Genomic DNA, 24360 nt, shown 5'->3' on the forward strand with positions numbered 1-24360 from the left:
GGCTCTATTAAATACTTGTTAATAAGAGGGTTAATTATCTTATGGAACTTATAAAATCCGAAATCCCGGAGGTGCCTCCGATAGTAAGCTGCTTGATAAAAGCACTGCCAATAATTGCGCCATTCGTCACCGTCGTAGCCTGCTCAAAACTCTCGTGATCCTTTATTCCAAATCCTACAATAAGAGGGTTCTTTAATGCCATTTTTGACACCCTGGTAAAATACTCCTTTTGCGTGTCTCCAAAACCTCCTGTTCCTCCGGTCACCGCGGCGGTACTTACCATGTAAATAAATCCTTCGGAAGCTTCATCAATCTCTCTTATTCTTTCTTCGGAAGTTTGCGGCGTGATCAGGAACACCGGAAGCAGATCGTACTGCTGAAATATCTCTCTATAATGCAGCTGATACTCTTCCAGCGGAAGATCGGGTATAATAAGTCCGTCAACACCTGTTTCACTGCACTTGCGGCAGAATTTCTCCACCCCGTACTGAAGTATCGGATTAAAATATCCCATGATCAACAACGGAATATCAATCGTTTCCCTGATGTTCTCCAACTGATCAAAAAGTTTGGTGGTGGTCATGCCGTTTTCCAGCGCAATCTCCGAACTTCTTTGAATTACCGGCCCATCTGCCAAAGGATCACTAAAAGGCAATCCAATTTCAACCATGTCTACACCGCTGCTTTGTAGTTCCTTTAAAATTGTGACTGTATCTTCAGGTTCAGGATAACCGGCGGTAAAGTAGATGGAAAGCAGCTTTTTTGAAGTATTTTCCTGGAGTTTTTGTTTGATTCTGTTCATATCAATGGAGAGACCTCACAGGTCTCAAAGACCTGTAAGGTCTTATTTATTTACAAATTAAAATGTTCAATATAGGTATTCAGGTCCTTGTCTCCACGTCCGGATAAGTTCACTACAACCACTTCATCCTTTTCAAATTTTCGCTTGTCAAAAATGGCTAAAGCATGGGCTGTTTCAATCGCCGGAATGATCCCTTCCAGCTTACAAAGTTGCAACCCGGCAGCCATGGCTTCTTCATCGGTAACCGAAATAAATTCCCCGCGGCCGGTCCTGAATAAGTTCGCATGCATAGGCCCAACCCCCGGATAATCCAGTCCGGCGGAGATGGAATAAGGTTCGGTGATCTGCCCGTCATCGGTTTGCATCAGCAGGGTTTTGCTTCCGTGGATGATCCCTTCGCGACCCAGAGCCGAGGTTGCAGCACTTTTTCCGGTAAGTATTCCTTCCCCGGCGGCTTCCACAGCGATGATATTTACTTTCTCATTGTCGAGGTAGTGATAGTAAATTCCGGCGGCATTACTGCCTCCGCCTACACAGGCTACCACATGATCTGGTGCCTCACGACCTTCTTTTTCCTGAAGCTGTTTTTTCACCTCTTCAGAAATAACACTCTGGAAACGGGCTACCATATCTGGATAAGGATGAGGTCCCACTACAGATCCAATGATGTAATGCGTGTCCACCGGATTGTTGATCCAATCACGGATTGCTTCATTGGTCGCATCTTTCAAAGTTTTACTTCCCGAAGTCGCCGGTACCACAGTCGCGCCAAGCATCTTCATCCGGGCCACATTTGGTGCCTGCCTTTTGATGTCAATCTCGCCCATATACACCACGCACTCAATGCCCATTAAAGCACAAACCGTGGCGGTCGCAACGCCGTGTTGTCCTGCGCCGGTTTCAGCAATAATCCGGTTTTTGCCCAGGCGCTTGGCCATCAGGATCTGCCCAATTGTATTATTAACTTTATGCGCCCCCGTATGGCAAAGGTCCTCGCGCTTCAGATAAATTTTAGTGCCGAATTTCTCGCTAAATCTTTCAGCAAAATAAAGCGGGGTGGGCCGCCCTACATAATCCTTCAGCAGCTGGCGGAATTCCTTCTGAAAACTCTCTTCCTGCATGATATTCAAATAGCGGGAACGGAGTTCTTCCACATTTGGGTATAACATTTCGGGAATAAAGGCGCCGCCAAAATCTCCATAATATCCTTTTTCGTTTACTTGATAACTCATAATTTTTAATTGTATAGCCGTTCCCTGAAGGTCTTCAAAGCTTCGGCATCCTTTACTGCCGGGGCAGTTTCAAATTTACTGTTTACGTCAATGCCGTAAAAGAGCTCTTCTTTTTGCCTTTTTTGGAAGGTATGGTAAAGTTCTTTTACTGCGGCTGCATCATCGGGTCCAATCCCGCCACTCAGGAAAAATGGAGTGGTAGAAGGATAATCCTCCAATACTTCCCAATTGAACCTGATGCCGTTGCCACCCTTACTTTTTCCCAGGGTGTCAAAAAGGAAATAATCCACAACACCTTCATACGGCTGCAGCTTCTCAAAATCAAACTCATTTCCAATACTGAAAACTTTGATTAGCTCAATTTCTTCGGAAATCTTCTGCTTCAGGTTGTTGATAAATTCCGGACTTTCTTCTCCATGTAGCTGAAGTGCCGAAAGTTGATATTTTTTTATCTTTTCCAGGATATTTTCTTCGGAAGCATTCACAAAAACACCTGTTTTCTTTATTTTTTGATCCCCCTGAAAGATTTCCCCAACAACATTCCGCGGAGAACCTTCAAAAAAGATGAGTCCCAGGTAATCGGGTTGTAAAGCCGCAATCCTGCTCATATTTTCGGGCTCCCGCATGCCACAGATCTTCAGTTTCAGGTTCATGGGTTTTTATTTTAATTTCTGAATAAATTCTGAAGCGCTTTTTCCGGGATCTTCGGTTTTCATGAAATTTCCGCCGATAAGAAATCCTTTAAATCCGCTTTTTTGAAGCTCTGTAATTGCTGAAGTTTCACTAATCCCGCTTTCGGAGATCTTCACAAATTGATTAGGGATCTTTTCAGCTAAATCTTTGCTCGTTTGCAGGTCTACCTCAAAAGTTTTGAGGTTTCGGTTATTGACGCCAATCATATCTACGGTGTCAAAAATGGTATTTTTGAGCTCCTCTTCATTGTGAACTTCCAGCAGCACTTCAAGCCCCAAATCTTTTGCTTTTTTTGAAAGGTTTTTGATCTCATTTGGCTTCAGGATGGCTGCGATCAATAAAATCACATCGGCACCCATGGCTTTTGCTTCAATGATCTGGTATTCATCAATCATAAAATCCTTCCGAAGCAATGGTAGTTTAACTGTTTCGCGCACTATGGCAAGATCGTCAAGACTGCCGCCAAAGAATTCTTCGTCTGTAAGCACCGAAATTCCCGAAGCGCCTGCAGCTTCATAACCTGCCGTGACTGTGGCAGCATCTGCCTCCAGGTTGATCTCGGGGTGAGACGGGGAGCGACGTTTAAATTCAGCAATGATCCCGGTGGAAGAATTCTTAAGATTTTCCTTTAAAGAAATGCATTTCCGGTTAAAGTGGGGCAGGAGTTGAAGGGATTCTGCAGGCACTTCTTCCTTTAAAAACGCTACTTCTTCTCTTTTTCTTGCTGCTATTTTATCAAGTATGTTCATGCTAAGCTTTAATTTAATTGCTGAAGTTTTTCAAGGGCTGTAAGGGCGCGACCTGACCGCAGACTTTCTTTAGCCTCTAAAAAGGCATTTTCGAGGCCTGTGTTGTTTGCAGTGTTTATCGCCACGGCGGCATTGGCACAAACCACATTCTCCTGGGCGGCCGTACCTTGATTTTTAAGCACGTTCATAAAGATCTCTGCCGCCGATTCTACTGTATTCCCTCCCGAAATTTCAGAGGCTTTAATCGATTTCAGCTGAAGATCGGCCGGGCGTAAAACGGCTTCGGAATTATTGGTGATCATTTTGGTATTTCCGGTAAGTGAGATCTCGTCGTACCCGTCAAGGGCGTGTAAAATGGTAAAATTCTTGTCAGTTTTCTGGTACAGGTAGGCGTACATTCTGGCGAGTTCAAGACTGAAAACCCCAACCACCTGGTTTTTTGGAAAAGCCGGATTCACCATAGGCCCCAATATATTGAAAAAGGTCTTTACTCCCAGTTCCTTGCGAATAGGAGCTACATTTTTCATGGCCGGGTGGAAAAGTGCAGCGTGAAGAAAACAAATTCCGGCTTCGTCCATACTGCGCTTCAGGAAATCCTGTTCATTACTGAATTTTATTCCCAAATGCTCCATCACATTCGAGCTGCCGCAGCCTGAAGAAACGCCGTAATTCCCATGTTTTGCAACCTTTACACCGGCACCTGCCGTCACAAAGGAGGCCAAAGTTGAAATATTAAATGTGTCTTTGCCATCGCCTCCTGTTCCGCAGAGATCAATAGGATCATACTGTGCAAGATCTGTAGAAAGGCACATTTCGAGTAGGGCATCCCTGAAACCTTCGAGCTCTTCGAGGGTGATGCTGCGCATCATATAGACGGTAAGAAAAGCGGCAATCTGACTGTGATTGTACTTTCCTGCAGAAATGTTTACCAGCACATTCCTGGCTTCTTCCTTTGAAATAGTTTCGTGGTTGATCAACCTGTTTAAAATGTCTTTCATGCTGCTAAATTGTTTCAGGTTGCTGGTCATTCTTTTCTTCCGTAGATTTCTTCACCGGACTATTGATCCAGTTGGCGATCATCTTTTTCCCTTGTGGGGTCAAAACCGACTCGGGGTGAAACTGTACTCCGCGCACATCAAAATCCCGGTGGCGCAGGGACATTACTTCCCCGTTTTCATCATAAGAAGTGGCTTGCAGACAATCGGGAAGTGCCCGGTCTACTACCCAGGAGTGGTAACGGCCAACTTCCAGTTCATTTTCCAATTCGCTGTAAAGAGGTTCATCGGTCACACAGAGTTTAATTTTTGAAGCTACCCCATGGTGCACCTGCTTTAGATTGATGAGTTTTCCTCCAAAAACTTCACCAATGGCCTGCTGACCCAAACACACTCCAAAAATGCTCTTTTTGGCGGCGTAGGTAGAGATGACCTCTTTTAAAAGTCCGGCTTCATCTGGTATTCCCGGGCCGGGAGAAAGCAGGATCTTGTCGTATTTCTCAATTTCTTCCAGTTCCAGTTCATCATTTCTACGAACCGTGACTTTACAATCCAGCTCCTCCAGGTAATGTACAAGGTTGTAGACGAAGGAATCGTAGTTGTCGATCACCAACACGGAAGGAGTTTTTTTCTCCCCCTTCTGGCCCTCCCCTGAGGGGTGGGAATTGCTGGTATTATATTGCTTATTTTCCATTCTTCTTTTTTTTATTTCCCTCGTTTGGAGGGGTCTGGTGAGGCTTAGATTTCTTCAGCCAGCTCCAATGCTTTTTTTAATGCTCCTATTTTGTTGTACACTTCCTGAAGTTCACCTTCGGGAGTTGATCCTGATACTATTCCGGCACCTGCCTGGTAGTAGAGCCTGTGGTTTTTGCTTAGGAACGACCTGATGATAATGGCATGATTAAAACTTCCGTTGAAGTCCATAAACCCAATGGCGCCCCCATAAAAATCCCGGTTTACATTTTCATACTGTTCAATGAGCTGCATGGCTCTATGTTTTGGTGCTCCGCTTAATGTTCCGGCGGGAAATGTATCGGCAACCATCTGCATGGTGCTCACCTCTTCATTTTTTTGTCCGGTGACTTTGCTTACCAAATGAATAACGTGAGAGAAATACTGGATCTCCTTGTAGTTTTCCACTTTGACTTCTTTGCTGCTTCGGCTAAGGTCATTGCGGGCAAGGTCAACCAGCATTACATGTTCGGCGTTTTCCTTTTCATCTGATGCCAGGTCTTTTGCACTGGCTGCATCCTGTTCGTCATTTCCGGTGCGTTTAAAGGTGCCGGCAATGGGATGGATCTCTGCTTTGCCTTCTTTGACTACCAATTGAGCTTCGGGCGAACTTCCAAAGATCTTAAAGCTTCCGTAGTCAAAATAGAAGAGATAGGGCGAAGGATTCACATTTCGTAAGGCACGATAAACGTTGAATTCATCGCCCTTGAAGCCCTGCGAGAACCTTCGGGAGAGTACCAGTTGAAAGACATCCCCACGGTGGCAATGTTCCTTTGCTTTTATCACCATGTTGCGATAACCTTCATCGGTCTCGTTAGAAGCGGGTTCTCCTTCCGTAGAAAAAGGATATGAGGCGAAATTCTTTACTTTTAGAAGCTGTTCTATTTGATCGAGGTAATTTTTTTCGGAATAACTGTGATCAAAAATATATGCTTCATTGTTGAAGTGGTTGATCGCAATGATGTTTTGATAAACAGAGTAATTGATCTCCGGGATCTCAAGATCATCTTTCTTTTTTGACAGGTCGAGTTTTTCAAAATACTGCACCCCGTCATAGGCGATGTATCCAAAGAGGCCTTCATTAATAAAATTAAAGTCGGGACCCGTGGTTTTAAATTTTTGTGAGAATTCATGAATGGCAGCAGGCACGTCAAATTTGGGAGTTATTTGAGTTTCATTGGAAGTGCCATCAGGGAATGATTCAATAAACTGGCCTTTTTCAACCTTTACGCTTGCTACAGGGTTGCAGCAAATGTAGGAAAAGCTGTTCTCGTTACCGTGGTAATCACTACTCTCAAGCAAGAGACTGTTGGGGAAGATATCCCGCAGCCGCAGGTAAACACTTACCGGAGTAAAAGTATCTGCCAGGAGTTTTTTATAAGTAGTGGTAAGATTGTACATATTCATTTTCATTGTTTTTACTGAATTATGAGCATAAAAAAAGGCTTGTCGTGATTGACAAGCCTTTGTATATAATTACAGGAGGTGTTGCTCACGACGATTGACGTAAGAATTTCCACCACCAGTTATTTTTATTGATCAGGTTCATTTGAATAGCAAATATAGAAGGGAATTTATTCTAAAAAAATATTTTTTGAAAATTTTTCTGCTTTCCATGCAATCCCCGAATCGAAAGGGGCTAAAAAAGAGCAGGTGATTCTTATATTTGTGAACATAACTTAAATGAGAAAAAATCATGAAAGAATTAAATCAGGAAGAGTGGAGAGAGAAAATAGCTCAGGATGATAAAGCTGTGATCCTTGATGTAAGGACCGAAGAAGAAATAGAAGAAGGCTACATCCCGGGGGCTAAAATGATAGACATCTATAAAGGACAGGAATTTATCGATGAAATTGAAAAGTTAGATAAGGATAAAAATTATTATGTCTACTGCCGAAGTGGAAATAGAAGTGGGCAAGCCTGCGCTATTATGGATCAAAAGGGGTTTGGTAATACATATAACCTCATTGGAGGATTCTCAAACTGGGAAGGCGAAACAACAGAATAGTCCTACAAGCTATATGTTAAAATTTAAAGGGCAGAATTTGTACAAATTTTGCCCTTTTACATTTATGTAAATTACAATAGTAGCAGAGATTGTGCTTTTTTGGGTTTTAATGATTTTGATCACCATTGCTCCAATGGTAGATAAGTACCTTTATAAAAACTTACCATTCATGCGTACTCTAGGATTAATCGGCGGCACTTCTTGGCATTCTACCATAGTCTATTACCGGCTCATTAATGAAATGGCCGGGAAACGAACAGGAACTCATTCAAACCCACCCCTTATGCTTTACAGTCTCAATGTAGAATTGATGAGGGAACACAATGTGGATAAAATAAAGACAACCTATCTGCATATAGCCCGAAAGCTGGAAATCGCCGGAGCCCGTGCTATTGTGATATGTGCTAACACGCCTCACCTTGTTTATGAGTATGTGCAAAACAAAATTTCTATTCCCATTCTTCATATTGCAGATGCTGTAGGGCTTGAAGCGCGCAGTAAGGGATTGACAAAACTTGGCTTATTAGGTACCCGTCCTACAATGCGAGGAGATTTTCTTCATAAAAGGCTTAAAGAAAAATTTGGTATTGAAGTCATCGTTCCCGAAGATGATTTTATGGACGAGATACATTATTATATTGCTCACGAACTCACCCGCGGAAAATTCACCGAGTCTGCAAAGTCATTCTTTTTAGATCATATTCAGTTACTAAAGGAAAGAGGGGCGCAGGCTGTTATTATGGGTTGTACAGAACTGCCCATCCTGGTGAATGATGAAGACACCGATCTTCCTTTGCTGCAAAGCACCAATCTACATGCAAAAATGGCTGTAGATTATATTTTTCAAAAAGATGTGGAGGGTGTATAAGTAAGAAGAGAGATCCCCCAATCTCTCTTCTTTATAAAATTTACAAATACCCTTTAATAAAAGCGCGTGCCTATTAATTGGTAGGGTAAAGGTATCACTCAATGGGTCTAATTACATATAGGGGAAATCCCCTAATTTTTATGCATGAAACCTTCTGTACCTGGCCATGAGGAACATGTAAGCCGCATATGCAACCAGGCCTGCAGCTACCACTCCCATTAACCATGGCCCGTAAGCCGAATCCTGAAGGAATGAAAAAGCTTCTTGTGTAGTTTTTATTTCTGAAGGATTGGAATTTACAGCGGCTTTAATTGCAAAGAATCCGATGATTACCAGGATAACACCCCTGGAACTAAGGCCAAATTCAGCAGTTTTTTTGACGGTTTCCCTCTTTTTCTTCTCACTCAGAGATGCCAGTCCTAACTTTTTATAATAGTCGTTCTTATATGCCTTCACGAACTGAAATATTCCGGCAATGATAATTCCCACTCCTACAATACCAATAATCCAAAGTCCGGTCTCACTGGCCAGGAAGGAAGATTTTTGCATGGAACCTGAAGAACCCGAACCTCCACGGCCGGCGCCAAAGGCTTTAAGTGCTGCGAGTACTCCTATTCCCAAATACAGCAGGCCACTGCAAAAGAAACCGATTCGTTTTGCAGTTCCTTTTTTATCATCGCCTATGTTCTCGGGATCTTTTATTGCCTGTACAAATCTCCAGGCGGCATAGCAGGCCAACCCCAGAGCCATTAAAACAAGCAGAATGTTACCAAAAGTTTGTTTTTCAAGGAATTCAAGAACCTGAAGCTGTCCCGCTTTTTTGCCGCCCATATCAAAAGCAGCTTTAAAGGTCAAAACACCAATAATTCCATACACCACTCCCTTAGCTACAAACCCCGTGCGGGCCATTTTCTTAATCTTTTCGTCTATCATAATTTTAGTTGGTTTCCTTCTAAATTAAAAGAAAATGAGCTCAAAAACAACGAATTATGTAAACTTTAATATTCACGGAGCCGAACGATAGCTGTGTTTCAGCTCATCAACTTTTATTCTTTAAGTAGCATCATTAGGTTTTGATTTTCTTTCTTTTCGGCATAGGTGTAAGCGAAATTCCCTTGCGCATCTCTCATGGTCTTATCGGCCCCGTTTTGCAGTAAAAGTTGAGCAACCTCCAGCTGTTCAAACATAGCTGCGAAAATGAGGGGTGTGGTGCCGCCAGAATTACGGGCGTTAACATCGGCTCCTTCAGAGATCAACATGCGGGTGATATCCATATTTCCTTTAAAACAAACTCCCATAAGAGCAGTATTGCCGGCGGCGTCGCGGCCATCAACTTCGGCTCCTTTTTCAAGCAGTAGCCGGGTAACTTGGGGTTGGTCAAAATAGGTGGCGAGGATGATAGGAGGAAAGCCCTTTTCATCCCGCAGGTTTACTAAAGCCGGGTCGGCTTCAATTTGACGTTCTAACTCTTTAGTATTTCCTAATCTTATATTGTCCTGAAAACTCATGGTAGTTATTTATTTATACCTTCTAAAAATGGCATTTTTAAAGGCTTGTTATTTTTAAGTGAAATTATAAAAGAAGATAAGCTTTCAGCCCATTTGTTCATTCTCTTTATTAATTAGTACATAAAATGAGTTGATGATGATCTTTTATTGATCTTCTCCTTTTCACTCTTCATTAAAATTTTGCCCTGTATTCACTGTTTTTACAAGTCGAATGAATTCTGCACGATAACCTTCAGGATCTTCGCCTCTTCCGGCATCGGCAAGAGAAATTACAAGATTGTCGGGTGCATTATTGGTGAATTCAGATTCCCGGAGCTGCATACCAAAGAGTGCTACAGCCGAAGCAAATTTGAAATCGGCGTCCATAGGTTCAACCTCATCTTTAAGGGATTTGGTAATCAGGATGCTTTTGGAACCTTCAGGTTTTTGGTACCTGAATTTCACTGTGAGTAATTCTTCCGAAGAAGATTTTAATTTTCTGTCGCTGTACTTAAGGTCATCAATATCTTTCAGGTATTTACTATTTACCCCTGCCGGAATGATTTCATAAAGTGCAGTAACCGTGTGGCCGCTGCCCAGTTCGCCGGCATCTTTTTTATCGTCGTTAAAATCTTCGTCATTGAGCAGCCTGTTTTCATAACCAATTAGGCGATAAGCCTGCACTTTAGCGGGGTTGAACTCTACCTGTATCTTTACATCTTTGGCAATAGTATAAATGGTGCCGCCAAATTCTGTTCCCAGCACTCTTTTAGCTTCCTGCGTGGTGTCTATGTAAGCGTGATTGCCATTGCCTTTTTGTGCAAGAGTTTCCAGTTTAGAATCCTGATAGTTTCCCATTCCAAAACCAAGAGCGGTTAAGAAAATTCCGGTATCCCTTTTTTCTTCGATAAGGTCGCCCATGGCGCGGTCGCTGCTAGCTCCCACATTAAAATCTCCATCGGTAGCCAGGATCACGCGATTGTTTCCATTTTCAATAAAATTTTCCTGTGCAATTTTATAGGCTAATTCAATGCCTTCTCCACCTGCAGTTGAACCCCCGGCCGACAAATTATCTATGGCCTCAAAAATGGCTTTTTTGTCACTCCCTTTTGTTGAGGGTAATACCACGCCGGCTGCACCTGCATAAACTACTATGGCAACTTTGTCTTCCTCCCTTAATTGAGCGGTTAAAAGTTTAAAAGCCGATTTTAAAAGCGGAAGTTTATTTTGGGAATTCATTGATCCCGATACATCTAAGAGAAATACCAGGTTTGATGCAGGCACATCATCTAATGGGATGGTTTTGCCCTGTAGCGCTATTTTTACCAGCCGGGTGTCACTATTCCAGGGAGTTTCTGCTACAGCCGTATGTATGGCAAAAGGATGCTCTCCGGCAGGTTGTGCGTAATCGTAATTAAAATAGTTAAGCATTTCCTCAATTTTCACTGCATCTTTGTGAACTTTCTGGCCATTATTGATCATTCTACGCACGTTGCTGTAAGAAGCTTTATCTACATCTATTGAAAAGGTGGAGAGGGGAGTGGTGTTTGTACTTTTGAAGATATTTTCTTCAATCTGGTTATAAGATTCCCGCTGTGGCGGAAGGTGGGTGGCTACCCCGCGAATCCTTAACTGTGAGTTCTGGATGCCTGTTACTACTATTTGCTCCTCGAGGGCTGTAAAATCGGGTTTCAGGGCAACATCTATTACTTTTTTGTCACCCACTTTTATTTTTGCGGTTTTATACCCAATATAGCTAAAGACCAGTTTATCACCTTCTTCGGCTTTAATAGTGTATTTACCATCAAAGTTTGTTTGGGTCACAGTGTTAGTGCCTTCTACAGTGATATTAACACCCGGGAGCGGGCGATTGTTCTCATCTGTTACCGTTCCGGAAATTACTTCGGCTTCAACAGAAATATTCAATAATGTGGAGACAAAGAGTAGTAAAATGATATTCATTTGGTTAAAATTTAAGTGGATAATAGAAGATATTTAAATTTTAACAAATATTAGGCCACTGCTGCACAATCTGAAAATTAATGCAGGGGTCTCTGAAAATTACTTCTGAAAAAGCCTTTTTTGGAAACTATAGCCCCGGAATGGTGCCGGTGCCTTTATTTCTTTGTTCAGCTGAGCCTTCGGGAGGGTACGGGATCTTGTCTTCGATCTCTTTAATATGTTCAGGATCAAATTTTGGAAGCTGTAAGTCTCCCTTCTCTTTCCATTGGCGCACCTTATCTTCAGCCGATTTGGATTTTTCTTTTGAAAGCCCTGTATCTTTTCCAAAGTAAATAGTCTGAGATGGGAAGGCAAAGCCAGTACCGCTTTCGTTTACCACATCCATAATGCGTAGCAGGAGGTCTTCCTTAACTTCCAGAAATTCATCAAAGGTAGACACCTTTACATAAGTGAAAATCTCAAGATTTATGGAGTCGGCTCCCAGAGTTGTAAATCTTACCCTGGCAGGATCGGAAGTGACCATGGGGTGAGCGTAAAGAATAGACCTGAGCTCTACAAGAAGATACCGAATTTGATCGGGTGTGGTTTCGTATCGCAGGCCTATAGTGGGATGAAACCAAAACCGGTCTCTATGAGCATAGTTTTCAATTTTACTCGAAGAGAACTCTCCATTGGGAATGGTAATAAGAGTGCGATCCAGCGTTCTTATCCTGGTAGAGCGCATTCCAATTTTCTCTACAGTTCCCAAAGTATCACCTACCTTACAAAAATCTCCTACGCGTATAGGCTGGTCTGTAATAAGGGTCACACTGCCCACAAAATTTTCTATGGTCTTTTGTGCCCCCAGTGCAAGGGCTAAACCACCTATTCCCAGTGCTGCCAGTCCTGTGGTAATATCTACTCCTATAGCACCAAGAATGGCGATAATCCCAAAGATTACAATAGCAATTTTTGCAGCTCTTTTCAGAAAAAGTGCAACAGAGACTCCCGATAAATTTCCGCGGGAGCTCATTTTATTTGTACTGAATGTTCCCAGAAATTCTGATAAGCGCCATAAAAGGATAAGAAAAGCCAGCAGGCCAATTACAATGGTTATTCCGCTAAACCGCTGCCGCAGAATTATTGAAATGCCTATTTCTGTAGAGAGCATTACGAAGAGCCATACTGCCAGGTAAAGCTTGACTGGCAGTGCAAAGGCTTTCAGTACACCTGCAGTAGGTTCGGTACGGGCTCTTTTCCATACCAGCGGAATGATGTATAAAAAGAAATGGGTAAGCAGCCAGGCTACTGCATAAGAGAAAGCTGCGAGCAAAATTATAGCGAGCCACTGGCCTACGGTCGCTCCCCAGAGTTCGTAGCGCTCCAGGATGTCGGGCATGATTCGGTTAAGTAGCAGTACGTTTTCATCAAGTGCAGAGAGTTCTTCGATGTATTGGATCGTTTGGTCTGAAAAAAGCCATAGCGGACCTCCTTCCGGGCCTTCTACCTTTTCAAGCAGGAGATCAAAATCTTCCCTGGAAGAGTCAATGGTTCCCACGCGTTCAAGGTGATTGGGTAAATCATCGTCTGTTCTTCCTTCCACACTTCTGCTAATCCATGAGTACGGCATGATTTGCCCACCCTGATTCAATAAGATCTCCAGATGCTGGGCCAGTTCGGCACTTCGGGCATCTTCGGCTTCTCCTTCGCCTACTTTAAAATATTCTCCTGCCTTTTCGTAATTTTTTTCGGCTACGGCCGAGATAAATCCGGCAATACTACCTCGTGGGGTGCGACGTTCAAGAGCGTCATCGGGCCATTGCGGCTCTGCCGGTTCTTCTGTTTCAGATTGCATTCCGGGGATTTGGGCATGCATCGTAGCGGGCCAAAACTGAAGGCTCAAGATTAAACTGAAGAGAATGAAGTAGTTCGTTTTAAAAATAGGATTTTGGAAGCGTATTCTAGTCATCTTGTCCGGCTGAAGGTTCTGCTGTATTGGGTGCCAAAAATGGCATTTTTGAGATCTGTTATTCTGTTTCAATAGTGTAGACCTAAAGATAAGAAAATTCAGGCGAGCTGTTAAGGCTGTTAAGGAAGCTTTTAGATTTACAGGCATTTCAGGTATTTTCCGAAGAAATATTCCGCTCTACGGTACGCCGATGTTTCATATATAATTTGGCATCCTCTAAGATTAGATAAAGGCAGGGGACGATCAACAAAATGATGGAAGTGGCAAAAATGATCCCGAACCCAAGAGAAATAGCCATTGGAATTAGGTAATATGCCTGGCTGGATGTCTCCAGGATTATGGGGGTCAAACCTCCAAAGGTGGTGAGTGTTGTAAGTATAATAGGCCTGAAACGCCTGAGCCCCGCCTCGTGAATTGCCTCATAAACCGAACAGTCTTCCCGCTTTTTATTGGCATAGTCTATCATGATCAAGCTGTCATTCACAACGACGCCGGTCAAAGCGATAACCCCCATAAGACTTACCAGTGAAAGGTCGTAACCCAGTAAAATATGCCCAATCACGGCACCTACTATTCCAAACGGGATAGCGGCCATAACGATGAGTGGCTGGGCGTAACTGCTAAAGGCGATAGCCAGAAGTACATAGATAATTAACATAGCCATCGAAAAGGTGCTCCACAGGGAATTTGTAGATTCGCGCATATCGGCCTGGCTACCTTCAAAGGTCCAGGTGAGCCCGGGAAAATCGGCTCTTAGCTGAGGTAGCACCTCATTCTGGATTGCTGCCAGCACCTGGCCCACTGTGTTGGCTGGCTCCACGTCCATCCCCACACTTACCACGCGCCTGCCATCGCGCCTGTTGATGCTGCTAAAGGCTTCATCCTGTTCAATCCGCACCACGTCCAGTAATGGTACTTCTACGCCCTGAGGGGTTCTAATGAGGAAGTTTTCAAGATTTTGAATATCCCGTCTTTCTTCTAAAGGTAGTTTTACGCGCACTTCTATTTCATTGGTAGTTCGCATTTGCCTCATAGCAAGCGCACCGTAGAAAGCATCCCTAACCTGCCGCCCCACTTCGTTGGAGGTGAGGCCAAGATTACGGCCTTCGGGAAGTAGCTTAAAATCGAACTGTTGCTTTCCTTTGTTGTAGTTGTCACTAATGTCGCGGGTGTTTTCAAAAGCTTCGAGCCTTTCAGAAAAAGCTGTACTGGCTTTTTCCAGCACATCAATACTGGTATGGCTAAGGTCAACGCTTATGGCCTGTTGGTAACCTCCGGGACCTCTTTCGGCTTCAAAAGTTATTTGATCTACCCCTTCTATCTCTCCAATATTGTCCCGCCAAAGGGCAATCACTTCTTTCGCAGTGGTAGTGCGTTCATCAGGCGGTTTCATTACGATTTCCACGTCTATAAAGTTCTGTCCCCTTACGTTTGTTTTTACGCCTTCGGCCACTTCATAGAGATCATATTCTTCAAACATTTCGAAGGTAGAATTGGTGATCTGTTCGGCTACTTTTGCTGCCTGTTGGGTAGTAGTGCCTTCCGGAAGGCGCACTCCGGCTTCAATCTCGTCTGCGGCTACTTCAGGCATCATGATCATACCCATGTGATCGCTGTAGCCATATCCTCCAACCATGATCAAGAGTGCAATGGCAGCTGTGAGCGTGATATACCGGTATTTTAGAGACTTGTCCAGAAGAGGACGGTAATAATTTTGTACAAACCTGTCAAAGGCATTGGCAAATTTTTGCTGCAGGTTTTCAAGTTTTAAGGCCCAGCCTTTTGGTTTCTTCTCTTTTAAATGACCAAGATGGGAGGGAAGAATGAAAAGCGCCTCAAGCAGGGAGACGGCGAGGATCACGATCACAACTACCGGAAGCGGCCACCAGAATTTTCCCGTTTCCCCCGGCATGAGCAATAAAGGAACGAAAGCAATAATGGTTGTGGCTATACTGAAAACCACCGGGCGGGAGACATCTTTGGTCCCGGCTATTGCTGCATTTATGGGGCTAAGACCTTTCTTACGGTATTCATAAACGTTCTCACCCACAACAATGGCATCATCGACCACAATTCCCAGTACCACCAGGAACCCGAACATGGAGATCATGTTGATGCTTACCCCCACAAGTGGAAGAAAAATAATTCCGCCAATAAAAGAGATAGACATTCCCATCATTACCCAAAAGGCGAGACGGTACTCCAGGAAAAGCGTAAGGATGATAAGCACAATCCCTATTGCCATAAGGCCATTTTCTGTGAGCAGGGAGAGGCGTTCATTATAATCTTCTGCACGATTGCTGTCAATGCGGTATTGCACTCCGGGCGGGAGGTGATATTCTTCAAGAATCGTATATACCTCGTCGGCAATGTCAAGAGGAGATTGATCGCCTACCCGGTAAATGCTCAGGCTTACTGCCGGTTCCCTGTTAAACTGGCCATGGAACCCGGTTTCCTCAAAACCATCTGTTACTGTAGCGATCTCCCCCAGGGTCACCTTTGCGCCCGAATCGGAATTTATTATCGCAATTTTCCTGAATTCGTCTGCCCATTGCTTTCTTTCCTTCATCCTGAGCAGGATCTCACCTGTAGCGGTCTCCACAGCTCCCGCCGGAACATCTTCGCTTGATTCGGCTACAATTTGTGCTACCTGATCTAATGTAAGGTTGTACTTACGCAGATTATTCCGCGGAATTTCGATATGAGTAAAATAGTCGGGCACATTTCCCAGTTCTACCTGAGTGATATTGGGGTTACTCAGCAGGATGTTACGCAGTTGTTCCCCCAGCTGCCGCAGCGTCCAGATGTCTACCTGTCCATAAAGGCTGATTTCCATCACGTCCTGTTGTTGCAGCTGCAGGCTAACCTGGGGCTGTTCAATATCATCTGGGAAGGTGCGTATGCGGCTTACCGCCTGGTCGATATCCTGAAAGACCTTCATGCGATCACTGCCGGCTATAAGTTCAATTTCCACCTGACCCGAACCTTCCCTGGCAGTGGAGACGATCTCTTTTATTCCCTGTATTCCGCGAATGGCCTCTTCCACCGGTAGCAGGATTCCCTGTTCAACTTCGGCAGGAGCAGCACCGGGATATTGCACGTTCACATTTACATAATCGAGCTGAAACTGCGGAAAAACCTCCTTCTGAATTTGCAACATGGTCCAAATCCCGCCTGCTATGAGAAGAACCATCATCAAATTGGCGGCAATAGAGTTGCGCGCCATATAGGCAATGACTCCTTCCTTGCGGGTATTTGACTCTTTTGCGGCCATTAATTTATACTGTCATTTTGAGTTGGCTTGTTTTGGGAAGCTGAATCTCTTTCGGTGCGCACAGCCACCCCTTCGGCTACTGTGCTTAAATTGGTGGTGATCACTTTTTCTCCGCCCTCCAGCCCTTTATTTATATAAACGTATTGATTATCGGTTAAAAGAACTTCAACTTCCTTTATTGAGAGTTTTCCATCTTCCATAACCCATACCTTATTGTTCTCACGCAGATAATCTCTGTTAAGCCGCACTACGTTTGTAATTTCGTTTGCTTCTACCAGAGATTCCACAAAAGTGCCTATAATGAGTTCAGGTTTTCCTTTGGCGGTGGTTTGTGCAAGAGGATCGGGAACTTCCACAAGAACTCTCGCCATTCGGGTTTGGTTATCAAGTGCGCCCACCTGGCTGTCCAGGTAGCCTGTTCTAAAGGTGTTCGGTGGCCATGCAGCTGTATTTCTTATGCGAACTGAAGAGCCTTTTTCATTTTCTGTATCAGGAAATCGCAACCATCTCAGGCGGGAGACCGGCATACTTAAGATCACCCGATATTTTTCGGTGCCCACAAGGCGACCAAGATTTTCCCCCGGAGCCACCTGCGAGCCGGTGGTTACATTCTGTGTAATAATATGTGCATCAAAAGGAGCGCGGATAGTACTGCGGGCAAGATTGAGTTTTGCCTGATCTACTGCTGCCTGTGCAGCTTTTATCCTTGCCTTTACAGCGTTGAGCTGAGGTTGGCGCAACACCAGAGACCGCTCCTGGGGCGTAAGGGTTTGGTTACCTACCAGGTCAAGGTCCTGCTGGGCCACTTCCTGCCTTCCCATTTCAACATCAAGTTCTGTTTGCGCCTGGAGTAACTCGCTTTGCCGTAGCTCAAGCTGATTACGATAATCTGCAGGGTCAATTTGTAGCAGCAGTTCCCCCTTTTTTACCGTTCGGCCCGGTACAAAGGCAGGGGAGCGGCGCACCACCTCACCGCCCACCCGGGCACTAATAATCACATCTTCTACCGGCTCTACTGTGCCCGTAGCCACCAGCGAGGGGGGAAAATTTCCTGCTTCGGCCCGTGTAACGCTTACCAGCATTGCCATTTCCCGGGTGGCTCCTTCTCTTTGAGCTGTGGGTTCGCTCATAAATATAAAGGCGGTCACGGCTATGGCCAGGACTACGATGCCTGCGCAAATAAGAACGATCTTCTTGGTGCTCATAAACTTTATTTAAAGGTCGGTTTCTTGTGGGTTTTCAAAGGCTCCTGCCAAAGCCCTGTAAAGTCCTATACGTATTTCAAGTAGCTCCTGCTCTCCTTCAAGCATTTCTCTTTCTAATTGTTGTTGTTCATCAAGTGCCAGTAGTACATCAAGATACGGACTTAATCCGTTCAAAAATTCTATTCTTAACTGCCCCGATGTTTTGGTAGACAGTTCAAGCCTTCGCTCGAGTACCTCCAGTCTTTCCCTTTGCTTCTTTTCCCGAAGCAGCGCATTTTCTACTTCTTCAAAAGCGATAAGAACAGCCTGCCCATATTCATAGAGTAGCTGATTTTTTACCGTTTCTGCACGGTCTGCTTCGGCCGATAATCTTCCTCCATAGATAAGCGGCGCCAGGAGGTTTCCTGCCAGACTGTAGGTCCAGTTTTCAAAAAGATTGCTTACATTCTCAGCCCGAAAACTGCCGCTCGCATCAAGAGAGATCACCGGGAATTTGCTTCTTACGGCAAAAGCCATCTCCCTGTCGGCAGCCAGAACAAGGTTGTAAGCCTGCTGTAGATCGGGCCGGCGACGGATGAGTTCCATGGGTAGGCCAGTCTGTGGAAGTGGTGGCAGGGCGGGCAGCATTCCATTTCGAAAATCTGAAGCGTTCTGCGGAGGGCGACCTAGTAAAACCAAGAGGCGATTTTTGAGTAATTCGAGATTTGTTTCATAAAGAATTTTTTGATCGCGGGTGCTTTCCAGCAACTGTTCCTGTCGCAGAATGTCTACGGCACGTATCTGTCCACCCGCAAACGTGCACGAATCAGCTTTACGATATCTTCATTGGTATTTATTTGTTCTTCTACAAGCTCCAGTTGCTTTCGGGCAGTGAGGAGTTGGTACCAGGTATTGGCAATCCCGGCCGATATGGTCATGGCAGCAGCCCGGTAGTCGTAAAGAAAAGCTTCAGCAGTATACCTTTCAGCCTGTACCCCGGCGCGAACACGGCCCCATAGATCGAGTTCATAAGAAGCGGCAAGACCGGTTTGTAATTGTAAATCTTCAGAAAAATTTTCACGACCCCTGTCTTTTGCAACTCCTGCAAAGGCATCTATCTGCGGAAAAAGAAAGGATCTTTCCCTTTTTACAACTGCGAGAGAAGCCTGGTATTCCTGCCAGTTTCCCGCCAAAGATAAATTCTCCTGAAGCCCCTGTTGTACAAGGGAATCAAGAATAGGATCTTCAAAACTGCGCCACCATTCATCTGGCACGGGAACTGTTCCTGAAACTGTAAATGCTTCAGGTTGAGGAATGGGGGCTTCCTGGGGTGCGATCTTAGGCGTGCACGAGGAAAGGAGTAGGAGAAATGAGGAAACAGTTACCTGAACCCAACCCGTGGATAGAGTTTGAAAACAGGCAGGGGAACTATATTTAATAAAGTTGGGCTTCAGTTATTCTTCGTATTTAGGTTAAAATTCCAGTATTAATCTGTGATTTACAGCTTTAAAGAGGAAGAATTCTAAAGTTACAGCTTTTTTATTTGCATACAATAGTTTAGCGAGGTGTCAAAAATGGCATTTTTGGGAGGTGTTTTTTTTACTTCTGAAATCTTCCAGACATTGACTTTTAAAGAGCAGTGACAGGTCTTTATTCCTGAAAGAGAATTTGGCAGAAGCTTCTAATTATATCAAAAGAACAATTATCAAAAATAGTATCTTGCAGGCGTTGAACCACCTAAAACATAGCGCTTGAACCTATCGGAAATCTTTCCCTTCAGAAAAAAATATGAGTACAAAGTCGGGATTACCCTTAGCGGCGGTAGTGCCCGTGGTTATGCGCATGTTGGGGTGTTAAAAGCCCTTCACGAACACGGAATTGAACCACAAATCATTTCGGGTACCAGCATGGGTGCGGTTGTGGGGGTTCTTTATGCCGCAGGATATTCCCCCGAAAAGATCCAGACCATCCTTACCGAAGAGACTTTCTCAAAAATGACCAATTTCTCGTGGAGACGAACCGGACTTTACAAGTTGGAAAAAATGAAAGTAGCCCTGGAAAAATATATCCCTGAAGATGATTTTTCAAGCTTAAAAAAGCCATTTTACCTGGCGCTTTCCAACCTCAATAAGGCCTGTGGGGAAATGCGGAGTAGTGGAGCCTTGTTTGATTATATTATAGCCAGTTGCTCTGTTCCCGGTTTTTTTGCGCCTATAGTCCTGGAAGAGGGAAACTATGTAGACGGCGGACTCCTTTGCAATCTTCCTGCTTCGGCTATCAGGGAAAAATGTAGGTATTTGATAGGCTCTCACGTTAATTTTACCGGCCCAAAAAGCGATTTTTCCGGTCCGCGCAGTATAATGGAACGTGCCATCAACCTTGGCATCACTCAAAATATCAAACCTGAAATGGAATTATGCGATGTGGTGATAGATCCTCCAAAAATGCAATATTTTACCCTTCTCGATTTCAGTAAGATTGAAGAGATCATTAAAGTGGGATACGATCACACCATGAAAATGATAGAGAACGGGGAGCTACCTGTAAAGCGGTTACAAACAGCACCGCTTGACAGTGGCAGCTAATACTCGTTTTTTTCAGGAGTAAACCAATTCATATCATATACTTTTAAACGAAGAAAAGCTGCCTCAAAAATCCTTTTTTGCCACGCTCCATTTTTTGTGTAGAGATTTTGACGTATAAAGACTTTTGAGGCAGCTTTATATTTCTACTGAAAATATTTCCTACTGTACAGGATTAAATTCAAATCTTTGACCTCCAACCGAGATTCCGGCCATTGCACCTCCTTTAGGAACGGTTACTACGGCTACGCCATCTTTAAAGTTGAGGTCTTCAGAAAAACCTTTGTCCAAAATTACTGCAGATGCATTTGCTTCGAGTTTGTAACTTCCGTCCTTAAATTGTTCCAGGGCTTCGTTAGTCTCAAAAAAGAGGACTTCTACAAAAGCTTTTCCTCCCACTTGCAATCCAACATCTACCTGTTTTAGATCGGCATAGCCTACAAGGTTTCCATTTTCATAAACTGCCCCGTTCCCCGAAGCTCCACCAATAATATACGCGCCTTTTCCCACATTTGGGAAAATTGCATAGCCTGCAGCCTCGTCAAAATAACTGGCCATCATTGGGAATTCTCTTTCTATCATGGCTTTTTCCTGCTGGGCATCTGTTACCAGGTCATCACTGGTTTTTTTTGCCGATCCGCAGCTTGCTAAAACAAGTGCGAACAGTACCAAAACGGTTGTATACAGATTTTTTTTAAGTACTCTCATTACTTTTTAATTTTAAAAGTTAGTATTCACTAATTTATATCACTTTATCCTGAAGTAATGTTAATCTGTTGTTATTTTCATTATATATCAGGAGCTTAAATATGAAAAAGGCGAATAGTAATAAAAGGTTGGGCGTTCTTCTGAAGCATATAGCCTAAACCATTTATTGAAGATTAAAAACTTCCAGTGCAGGCAGGGCTTTGTTGTTAAAATCAAATAGGGCCTGATTTTCCCAGGGAGATCCCTGTGTAGATTCTGCACCATTCCAGGCGACGAGTTCGGTACCCCAGTAAGAAAATCCGATGGCTGCGTCAGATTCTTTCAGCATTTGAATAATGGTTTCAAGATATTCTTTTTGTCCCTGTGCCGAAGCGGCATATCCCGGTATCAAATGCTCGTTAAGGCCTACGATGTTGTTGGTCCAGTCATTATAATCGAGGGTAAAAGGATAGGCTGTTTCTGCAATGACTACCTGGCGGTTGTACTTTGAAGCCAGAGAATTTATGCGGTTCTCTAATTGGTCGAGGTCTTTGCCGTGCCAGATGGGATAGTAAGAAAGACCAATAATATCGTAATCAACGCCTGCAACCTGTCCAAAAAACCAATCGGCATTGTCGAGTCCGGCGAAGTGGACTATGATCTTTGAATCGGGATTGGTCTCCCGCACAGCAGTTACTCCTGCTGCTATAAGTTCTAAAAACTGGTTTGGGTGCTTTGAAATATTTCCTTCCGGAAAAAGAATTCCTGAATTGATCTCGTTTCCTATCTGTATATATTCGGGCTTAATTTCTTCTGAAATCATGACAGTATAATCATGCACCTGCTTTTTGAGAGCATCAAAAGAAAGATCTTTCCAGGCTTCAGGTTTTGTTTGATTTCCCGGATCGGCCCACGAATTGGAGTAATGTAAGGTGAGCCAGAGAGCGAATCCTTTATTCCGAAGGGTTTGGGAAAACAATTTTACTTCTTCAAAACCCGAATGCCCCTGGGCAGGATCAACCCACAATCGAAGCCGCGCCGTATTCACTCCAGATGCCTTTAAAATGTCTAAAAAATCCTCTTTTTGACCCGCAGCATTGTAAAAAATAGTTCCGGAAGCATTGATTTCGGGAAAAGCCGAAATATCAACCGCCCTTACCGGCAACTCGTCTTCTGAAACGGGAGGTGTGGGTTCCGGACTTTTAGGAGCATCATCATCTTTGCTGCAAGCGGTGATAAACACTAATAATAGGGAGAGGAAAAAGAGCTTTTTCATGATGGGAAATTTAGAATATAAAGATAGTATTTTTTGAAGGCTACATGCAGATCAGGCTTCAGGAGAAATAGTCTTAGGCCAGATTTTTCCACAGCAATAAAGCTTAGGAATCACCTTTTTGAAGATTTTACTCGCTATCAAAAGCATTTTTGGCGCAAAAGGTTTCAGATTTTCGAAAACTTCAGGTATTTGATTCGCTAAACATGGGATTTCATCTTTTTTAAATGACTTCGGAAGATGCTTTCCTCGGATTAACTTCCGCAGGAAAAGAGGTGCTAAAAATGCCATTTTTGACAGGTAACTTCCGAAGGGACCTTAGAAAATTTAAATACAGCTAAAACCGAAAGGGAAAGCTTCAAAACCTGTTGGTATTTTTTTACATCTCAGCCCGTTAATGTAAATTAGGAGGATTAAAACCGCAAAATGGGAAAATTGTATTCTAAATTAATACTGGTGTTGGGAATTCTTTTGATCATCCCCACACTACAGGCACAAGAAACCGAAGTGATGGTAAGGGTGAGGTCTAAAGATGCCAAATTTATTGGAAGTTCGATTGGAGGAGCCAGGATCATCATCAAAAACGCTGAAACCGGGGAGCTGCTGGCAAGCGGCATAACCAGTGGCAGTACCGGAGACACCCGGCTTATCATGCAGCAGCCCCACTCCAGAAATGAACGCCTCACCGACGAAAGCACTGCAGGGTTCATGGCAAAATTGAATCTGGAAGAACCGGTTTTTGTGACCGTTGAAGCTATTGCACCCTACAACAAGAAGCAGGCGCGGGTTACGAGCAGCACCCAGTTGTGGCTGCTGCCCGGTAAAGATATTACCGGAGATGGACTTGTGCTGGAGGTGCCGGGTTTTGTAGTAGATATACTCTCTCCTCAAACCCATGAGCGGATAAGCAGCGAAAATGTAGAAATTAAAGCAAATGTAGTGATGATGTGTGGTTGCCCCATTACTCCCGGCGGCATTTGGGATGCAAATCAATACGAGATTACTGCCGTGCTAAGCAGTGAAGGCAAAGAAGTGAAAGAGCTGCAGCTTAAGGCAGGGGAGAAGCCCAGTACTTTTTCTACGGAAACTACACTGGAGCCGGGAATGTACGAGCTGCTGATTTATGCTTATGACAGCATGAGTGGCAATACGGGAGTAGACCAGCTGAATTTTATCGTTAAGTAAGAGGAATTAAAGCCTTTAAAAACCAATCCCTACCCCAATATTAAGGTCTGAGGTGTATTCTTCGGTCTTCAGTGGAGTTTTACTGTCATAGTAATAGTTATAAAGAGTAAATACCTTTAGCCAGGAAGAAAGGGGAACATCAAGCCTGAATTGTTCCAGGATTCGGTAGTCACCCAGTTCTCTGTACAGCGGCTGATAATAAACAGTATTGGCAACAGAAAATTTTTGGGATTTTGGGGTGTACGATAAAGTGAGGTAAGTGCTGTTACGGTGATTATAATTTGTGGTTCCCGCCTGTTCGCTAAACTCTACTTCATACATATAGCTATTACCTCCATAGCCGGTGAAACGTTCTTTATTTACCCATTTCCACCAGAGTCCTGCTCCTATAAGGTTGCGTTGTTCTACCACCAGCAACTGGTTGTACTGCCCCTGTAAAAACGATTCCAACCTTAATAGGTCATTCAACTTATAATTAAACCTCCCGTGAAGGAACCAGGCATTTTGCAGGTTTCCCTCTTCGGAATCTATGACCTTATCGTTGCCCAGGAAAAAATAGATCTTCTTTAGGTCTTTTGATTTTAGTTGTGTGCTAAGTGCAGCATCAATTTGATTGACCTGTTCTCCGTCATTATTGGTGTGGTTGAAAGAAAAATCGGCGTTGAGGGTAAACCTTATTGAGTCGGTCTACATGCGTTT

General features: G+C 43.8%; 23 protein-coding genes. 4 read left to right on the forward strand and 19 right to left on the reverse strand.

Going from position 1 to position 24360, the window contains the following annotated elements; genetic code table 11:
* Positions 1-34: 34 nt before the first annotated feature.
* The 7 genes from trpA to V5739_RS11515 are packed head-to-tail and all read right to left on the reverse strand — an operon-like array spanning position 35 to position 6604.
* Positions 35-802, reverse strand: coding sequence for a tryptophan synthase subunit alpha (trpA, locus tag V5739_RS11485; protein WP_423818260.1), 768 nt, complete (start codon positions 800-802; stop codon positions 35-37).
* A 50-nt stretch (positions 803-852) separates the two neighbouring features.
* Positions 853-2034, reverse strand: coding sequence for a tryptophan synthase subunit beta (gene trpB / locus V5739_RS11490; protein WP_423818261.1), 1182 nt, complete (start codon positions 2032-2034; stop codon positions 853-855).
* 5 nt (positions 2035-2039) lie between these two features.
* Positions 2040-2687, reverse strand: coding sequence for a phosphoribosylanthranilate isomerase (locus tag V5739_RS11495; RefSeq protein WP_423818262.1), 648 nt, complete (start codon positions 2685-2687; stop codon positions 2040-2042).
* Between the two features lie 6 nt (positions 2688-2693).
* Complete coding sequence (gene trpC / locus V5739_RS11500; protein ID WP_423818263.1) at positions 2694-3476, reverse strand: indole-3-glycerol phosphate synthase TrpC; 783 nt, start codon at positions 3474-3476, stop codon at positions 2694-2696.
* An 8-nt stretch (positions 3477-3484) separates the two neighbouring features.
* Positions 3485-4474, reverse strand: coding sequence for an anthranilate phosphoribosyltransferase (gene trpD / locus V5739_RS11505; RefSeq protein ID WP_423818264.1), 990 nt, complete (start codon positions 4472-4474; stop codon positions 3485-3487).
* Positions 4475-4478: 4 nt separating this feature from the next.
* Complete coding sequence (locus V5739_RS11510) at positions 4479-5165, reverse strand: anthranilate synthase component II (protein ID WP_423818265.1); 687 nt, start codon at positions 5163-5165, stop codon at positions 4479-4481.
* 44 nt (positions 5166-5209) lie between these two features.
* Positions 5210-6604, reverse strand: a complete 1395-nt coding sequence (locus V5739_RS11515) for an anthranilate synthase component I family protein (protein ID WP_423820469.1) — start codon at positions 6602-6604, stop codon at positions 5210-5212.
* A gap of 295 nt (positions 6605-6899) precedes the next feature.
* On the opposite strand from V5739_RS11515, the gene V5739_RS11520 reads away from it, so the two are divergent.
* Together V5739_RS11520 and V5739_RS11525 are read left to right on the forward strand one after the other, a co-directional pair.
* On the forward strand, positions 6900-7211 hold the full coding sequence (locus tag V5739_RS11520; RefSeq protein WP_266067857.1) for a rhodanese-like domain-containing protein: 312 nt from the start codon (positions 6900-6902) through the stop codon (positions 7209-7211).
* Positions 7212-7380: 169 nt separating this feature from the next.
* The gene (locus tag V5739_RS11525) at positions 7381-8079 is read left to right on the forward strand and encodes an aspartate/glutamate racemase family protein (protein WP_423818266.1); all 699 of its coding nucleotides are present in this window, start codon (positions 7381-7383) and stop codon (positions 8077-8079) included.
* A gap of 138 nt (positions 8080-8217) precedes the next feature.
* On the opposite strand, the gene V5739_RS11530 is transcribed toward V5739_RS11525, so the two are convergent.
* The 8 genes from V5739_RS11530 to V5739_RS11565 all read right to left on the reverse strand — a co-directional run bounded on the left by V5739_RS11530 (position 8218) and on the right by V5739_RS11565 (position 19208).
* A complete protein-coding gene (locus tag V5739_RS11530) occupies positions 8218-9012 on the reverse strand; it encodes a DUF1206 domain-containing protein (RefSeq protein ID WP_423818267.1) in 795 nt (264 codons plus the stop codon).
* Positions 9013-9125: 113 nt separating this feature from the next.
* The gene (locus V5739_RS11535; RefSeq protein WP_423818268.1) at positions 9126-9587 is read right to left on the reverse strand and encodes an ankyrin repeat domain-containing protein; all 462 of its coding nucleotides are present in this window, start codon (positions 9585-9587) and stop codon (positions 9126-9128) included.
* Positions 9588-9749: 162 nt separating this feature from the next.
* Positions 9750-11528, reverse strand: a complete 1779-nt coding sequence (locus V5739_RS11540) for a YfbK domain-containing protein (RefSeq protein WP_423818269.1) — start codon at positions 11526-11528, stop codon at positions 9750-9752.
* Between the two features lie 127 nt (positions 11529-11655).
* Positions 11656-13362 carry a mechanosensitive ion channel family protein gene (locus V5739_RS11545; protein ID WP_266067851.1) on the reverse strand — a complete coding sequence of 569 codons (1707 nt, stop codon included), beginning with the start codon at positions 13360-13362 and terminating at the stop codon, positions 11656-11658.
* A 262-nt stretch (positions 13363-13624) separates the two neighbouring features.
* On the reverse strand, positions 13625-16750 hold the full coding sequence (locus tag V5739_RS11550) for an efflux RND transporter permease subunit (protein WP_423818270.1): 3126 nt from the start codon (positions 16748-16750) through the stop codon (positions 13625-13627).
* Positions 16750-17955 carry an efflux RND transporter periplasmic adaptor subunit gene (locus V5739_RS11555; RefSeq protein WP_423818271.1) on the reverse strand — a complete coding sequence of 402 codons (1206 nt, stop codon included), beginning with the start codon at positions 17953-17955 and terminating at the stop codon, positions 16750-16752. The genes V5739_RS11550 and V5739_RS11555 overlap by 1 nt, the downstream gene beginning before the upstream one ends.
* A 9-nt stretch (positions 17956-17964) precedes the next feature.
* Positions 17965-18633, reverse strand: coding sequence for a TolC family protein (locus V5739_RS11560; RefSeq protein WP_423818272.1), 669 nt, complete (start codon positions 18631-18633; stop codon positions 17965-17967).
* 89 nt (positions 18634-18722) lie between these two features.
* Entirely contained in the window at positions 18723-19208 is a 486-nt protein-coding gene (locus V5739_RS11565; protein ID WP_423818273.1) for a TolC family protein, read from the reverse strand.
* A 477-nt stretch (positions 19209-19685) separates the two neighbouring features.
* On the opposite strand from V5739_RS11565, the gene V5739_RS11570 reads away from it, so the two are divergent.
* Positions 19686-20519 (forward strand): patatin-like phospholipase family protein, encoded by an 834-nt coding sequence (locus V5739_RS11570; RefSeq protein WP_423818274.1) that lies wholly within the window; start codon positions 19686-19688, stop codon positions 20517-20519.
* Positions 20520-20678: 159 nt separating this feature from the next.
* On the opposite strand, the gene V5739_RS11575 is transcribed toward V5739_RS11570, so the two are convergent.
* The 3 genes from V5739_RS11575 to V5739_RS11585 form a co-directional block, all read right to left on the reverse strand.
* Positions 20679-21224: a hypothetical protein gene (locus V5739_RS11575; protein ID WP_423818275.1), complete on the reverse strand. Its 546-nt coding sequence runs from the start codon at positions 21222-21224 to the stop codon at positions 20679-20681.
* Positions 21225-21387: 163 nt separating this feature from the next.
* The gene (locus V5739_RS11580; protein ID WP_423818276.1) at positions 21388-22479 is read right to left on the reverse strand and encodes a glycoside hydrolase family 53 protein; all 1092 of its coding nucleotides are present in this window, start codon (positions 22477-22479) and stop codon (positions 21388-21390) included.
* Between the two features lie 51 nt (positions 22480-22530).
* Positions 22531-22767, reverse strand: coding sequence for a hypothetical protein (locus V5739_RS11585; RefSeq protein ID WP_423818277.1), 237 nt, complete (start codon positions 22765-22767; stop codon positions 22531-22533).
* Between the two features lie 135 nt (positions 22768-22902).
* Between V5739_RS11585 and V5739_RS11590 the strand changes: the two genes are divergently transcribed.
* Positions 22903-23661: a hypothetical protein gene (locus tag V5739_RS11590; protein ID WP_423818278.1), complete on the forward strand. Its 759-nt coding sequence runs from the start codon at positions 22903-22905 to the stop codon at positions 23659-23661.
* 15 nt (positions 23662-23676) lie between these two features.
* Here V5739_RS11590 and V5739_RS11595 read toward each other — a convergent pair whose 3' ends face one another.
* Entirely contained in the window at positions 23677-24339 is a 663-nt protein-coding gene (locus V5739_RS11595; RefSeq protein WP_423820470.1) for a DUF481 domain-containing protein, read from the reverse strand.
* Positions 24340-24360: the final 21 nt, after the last annotated feature.

It is taken from the genome of Salinimicrobium sp. TIG7-5_MAKvit, assembly GCF_049569215.1.
Lineage (GTDB): Bacteria > Bacteroidota > Bacteroidia > Flavobacteriales > Flavobacteriaceae > Salinimicrobium > Salinimicrobium profundisediminis.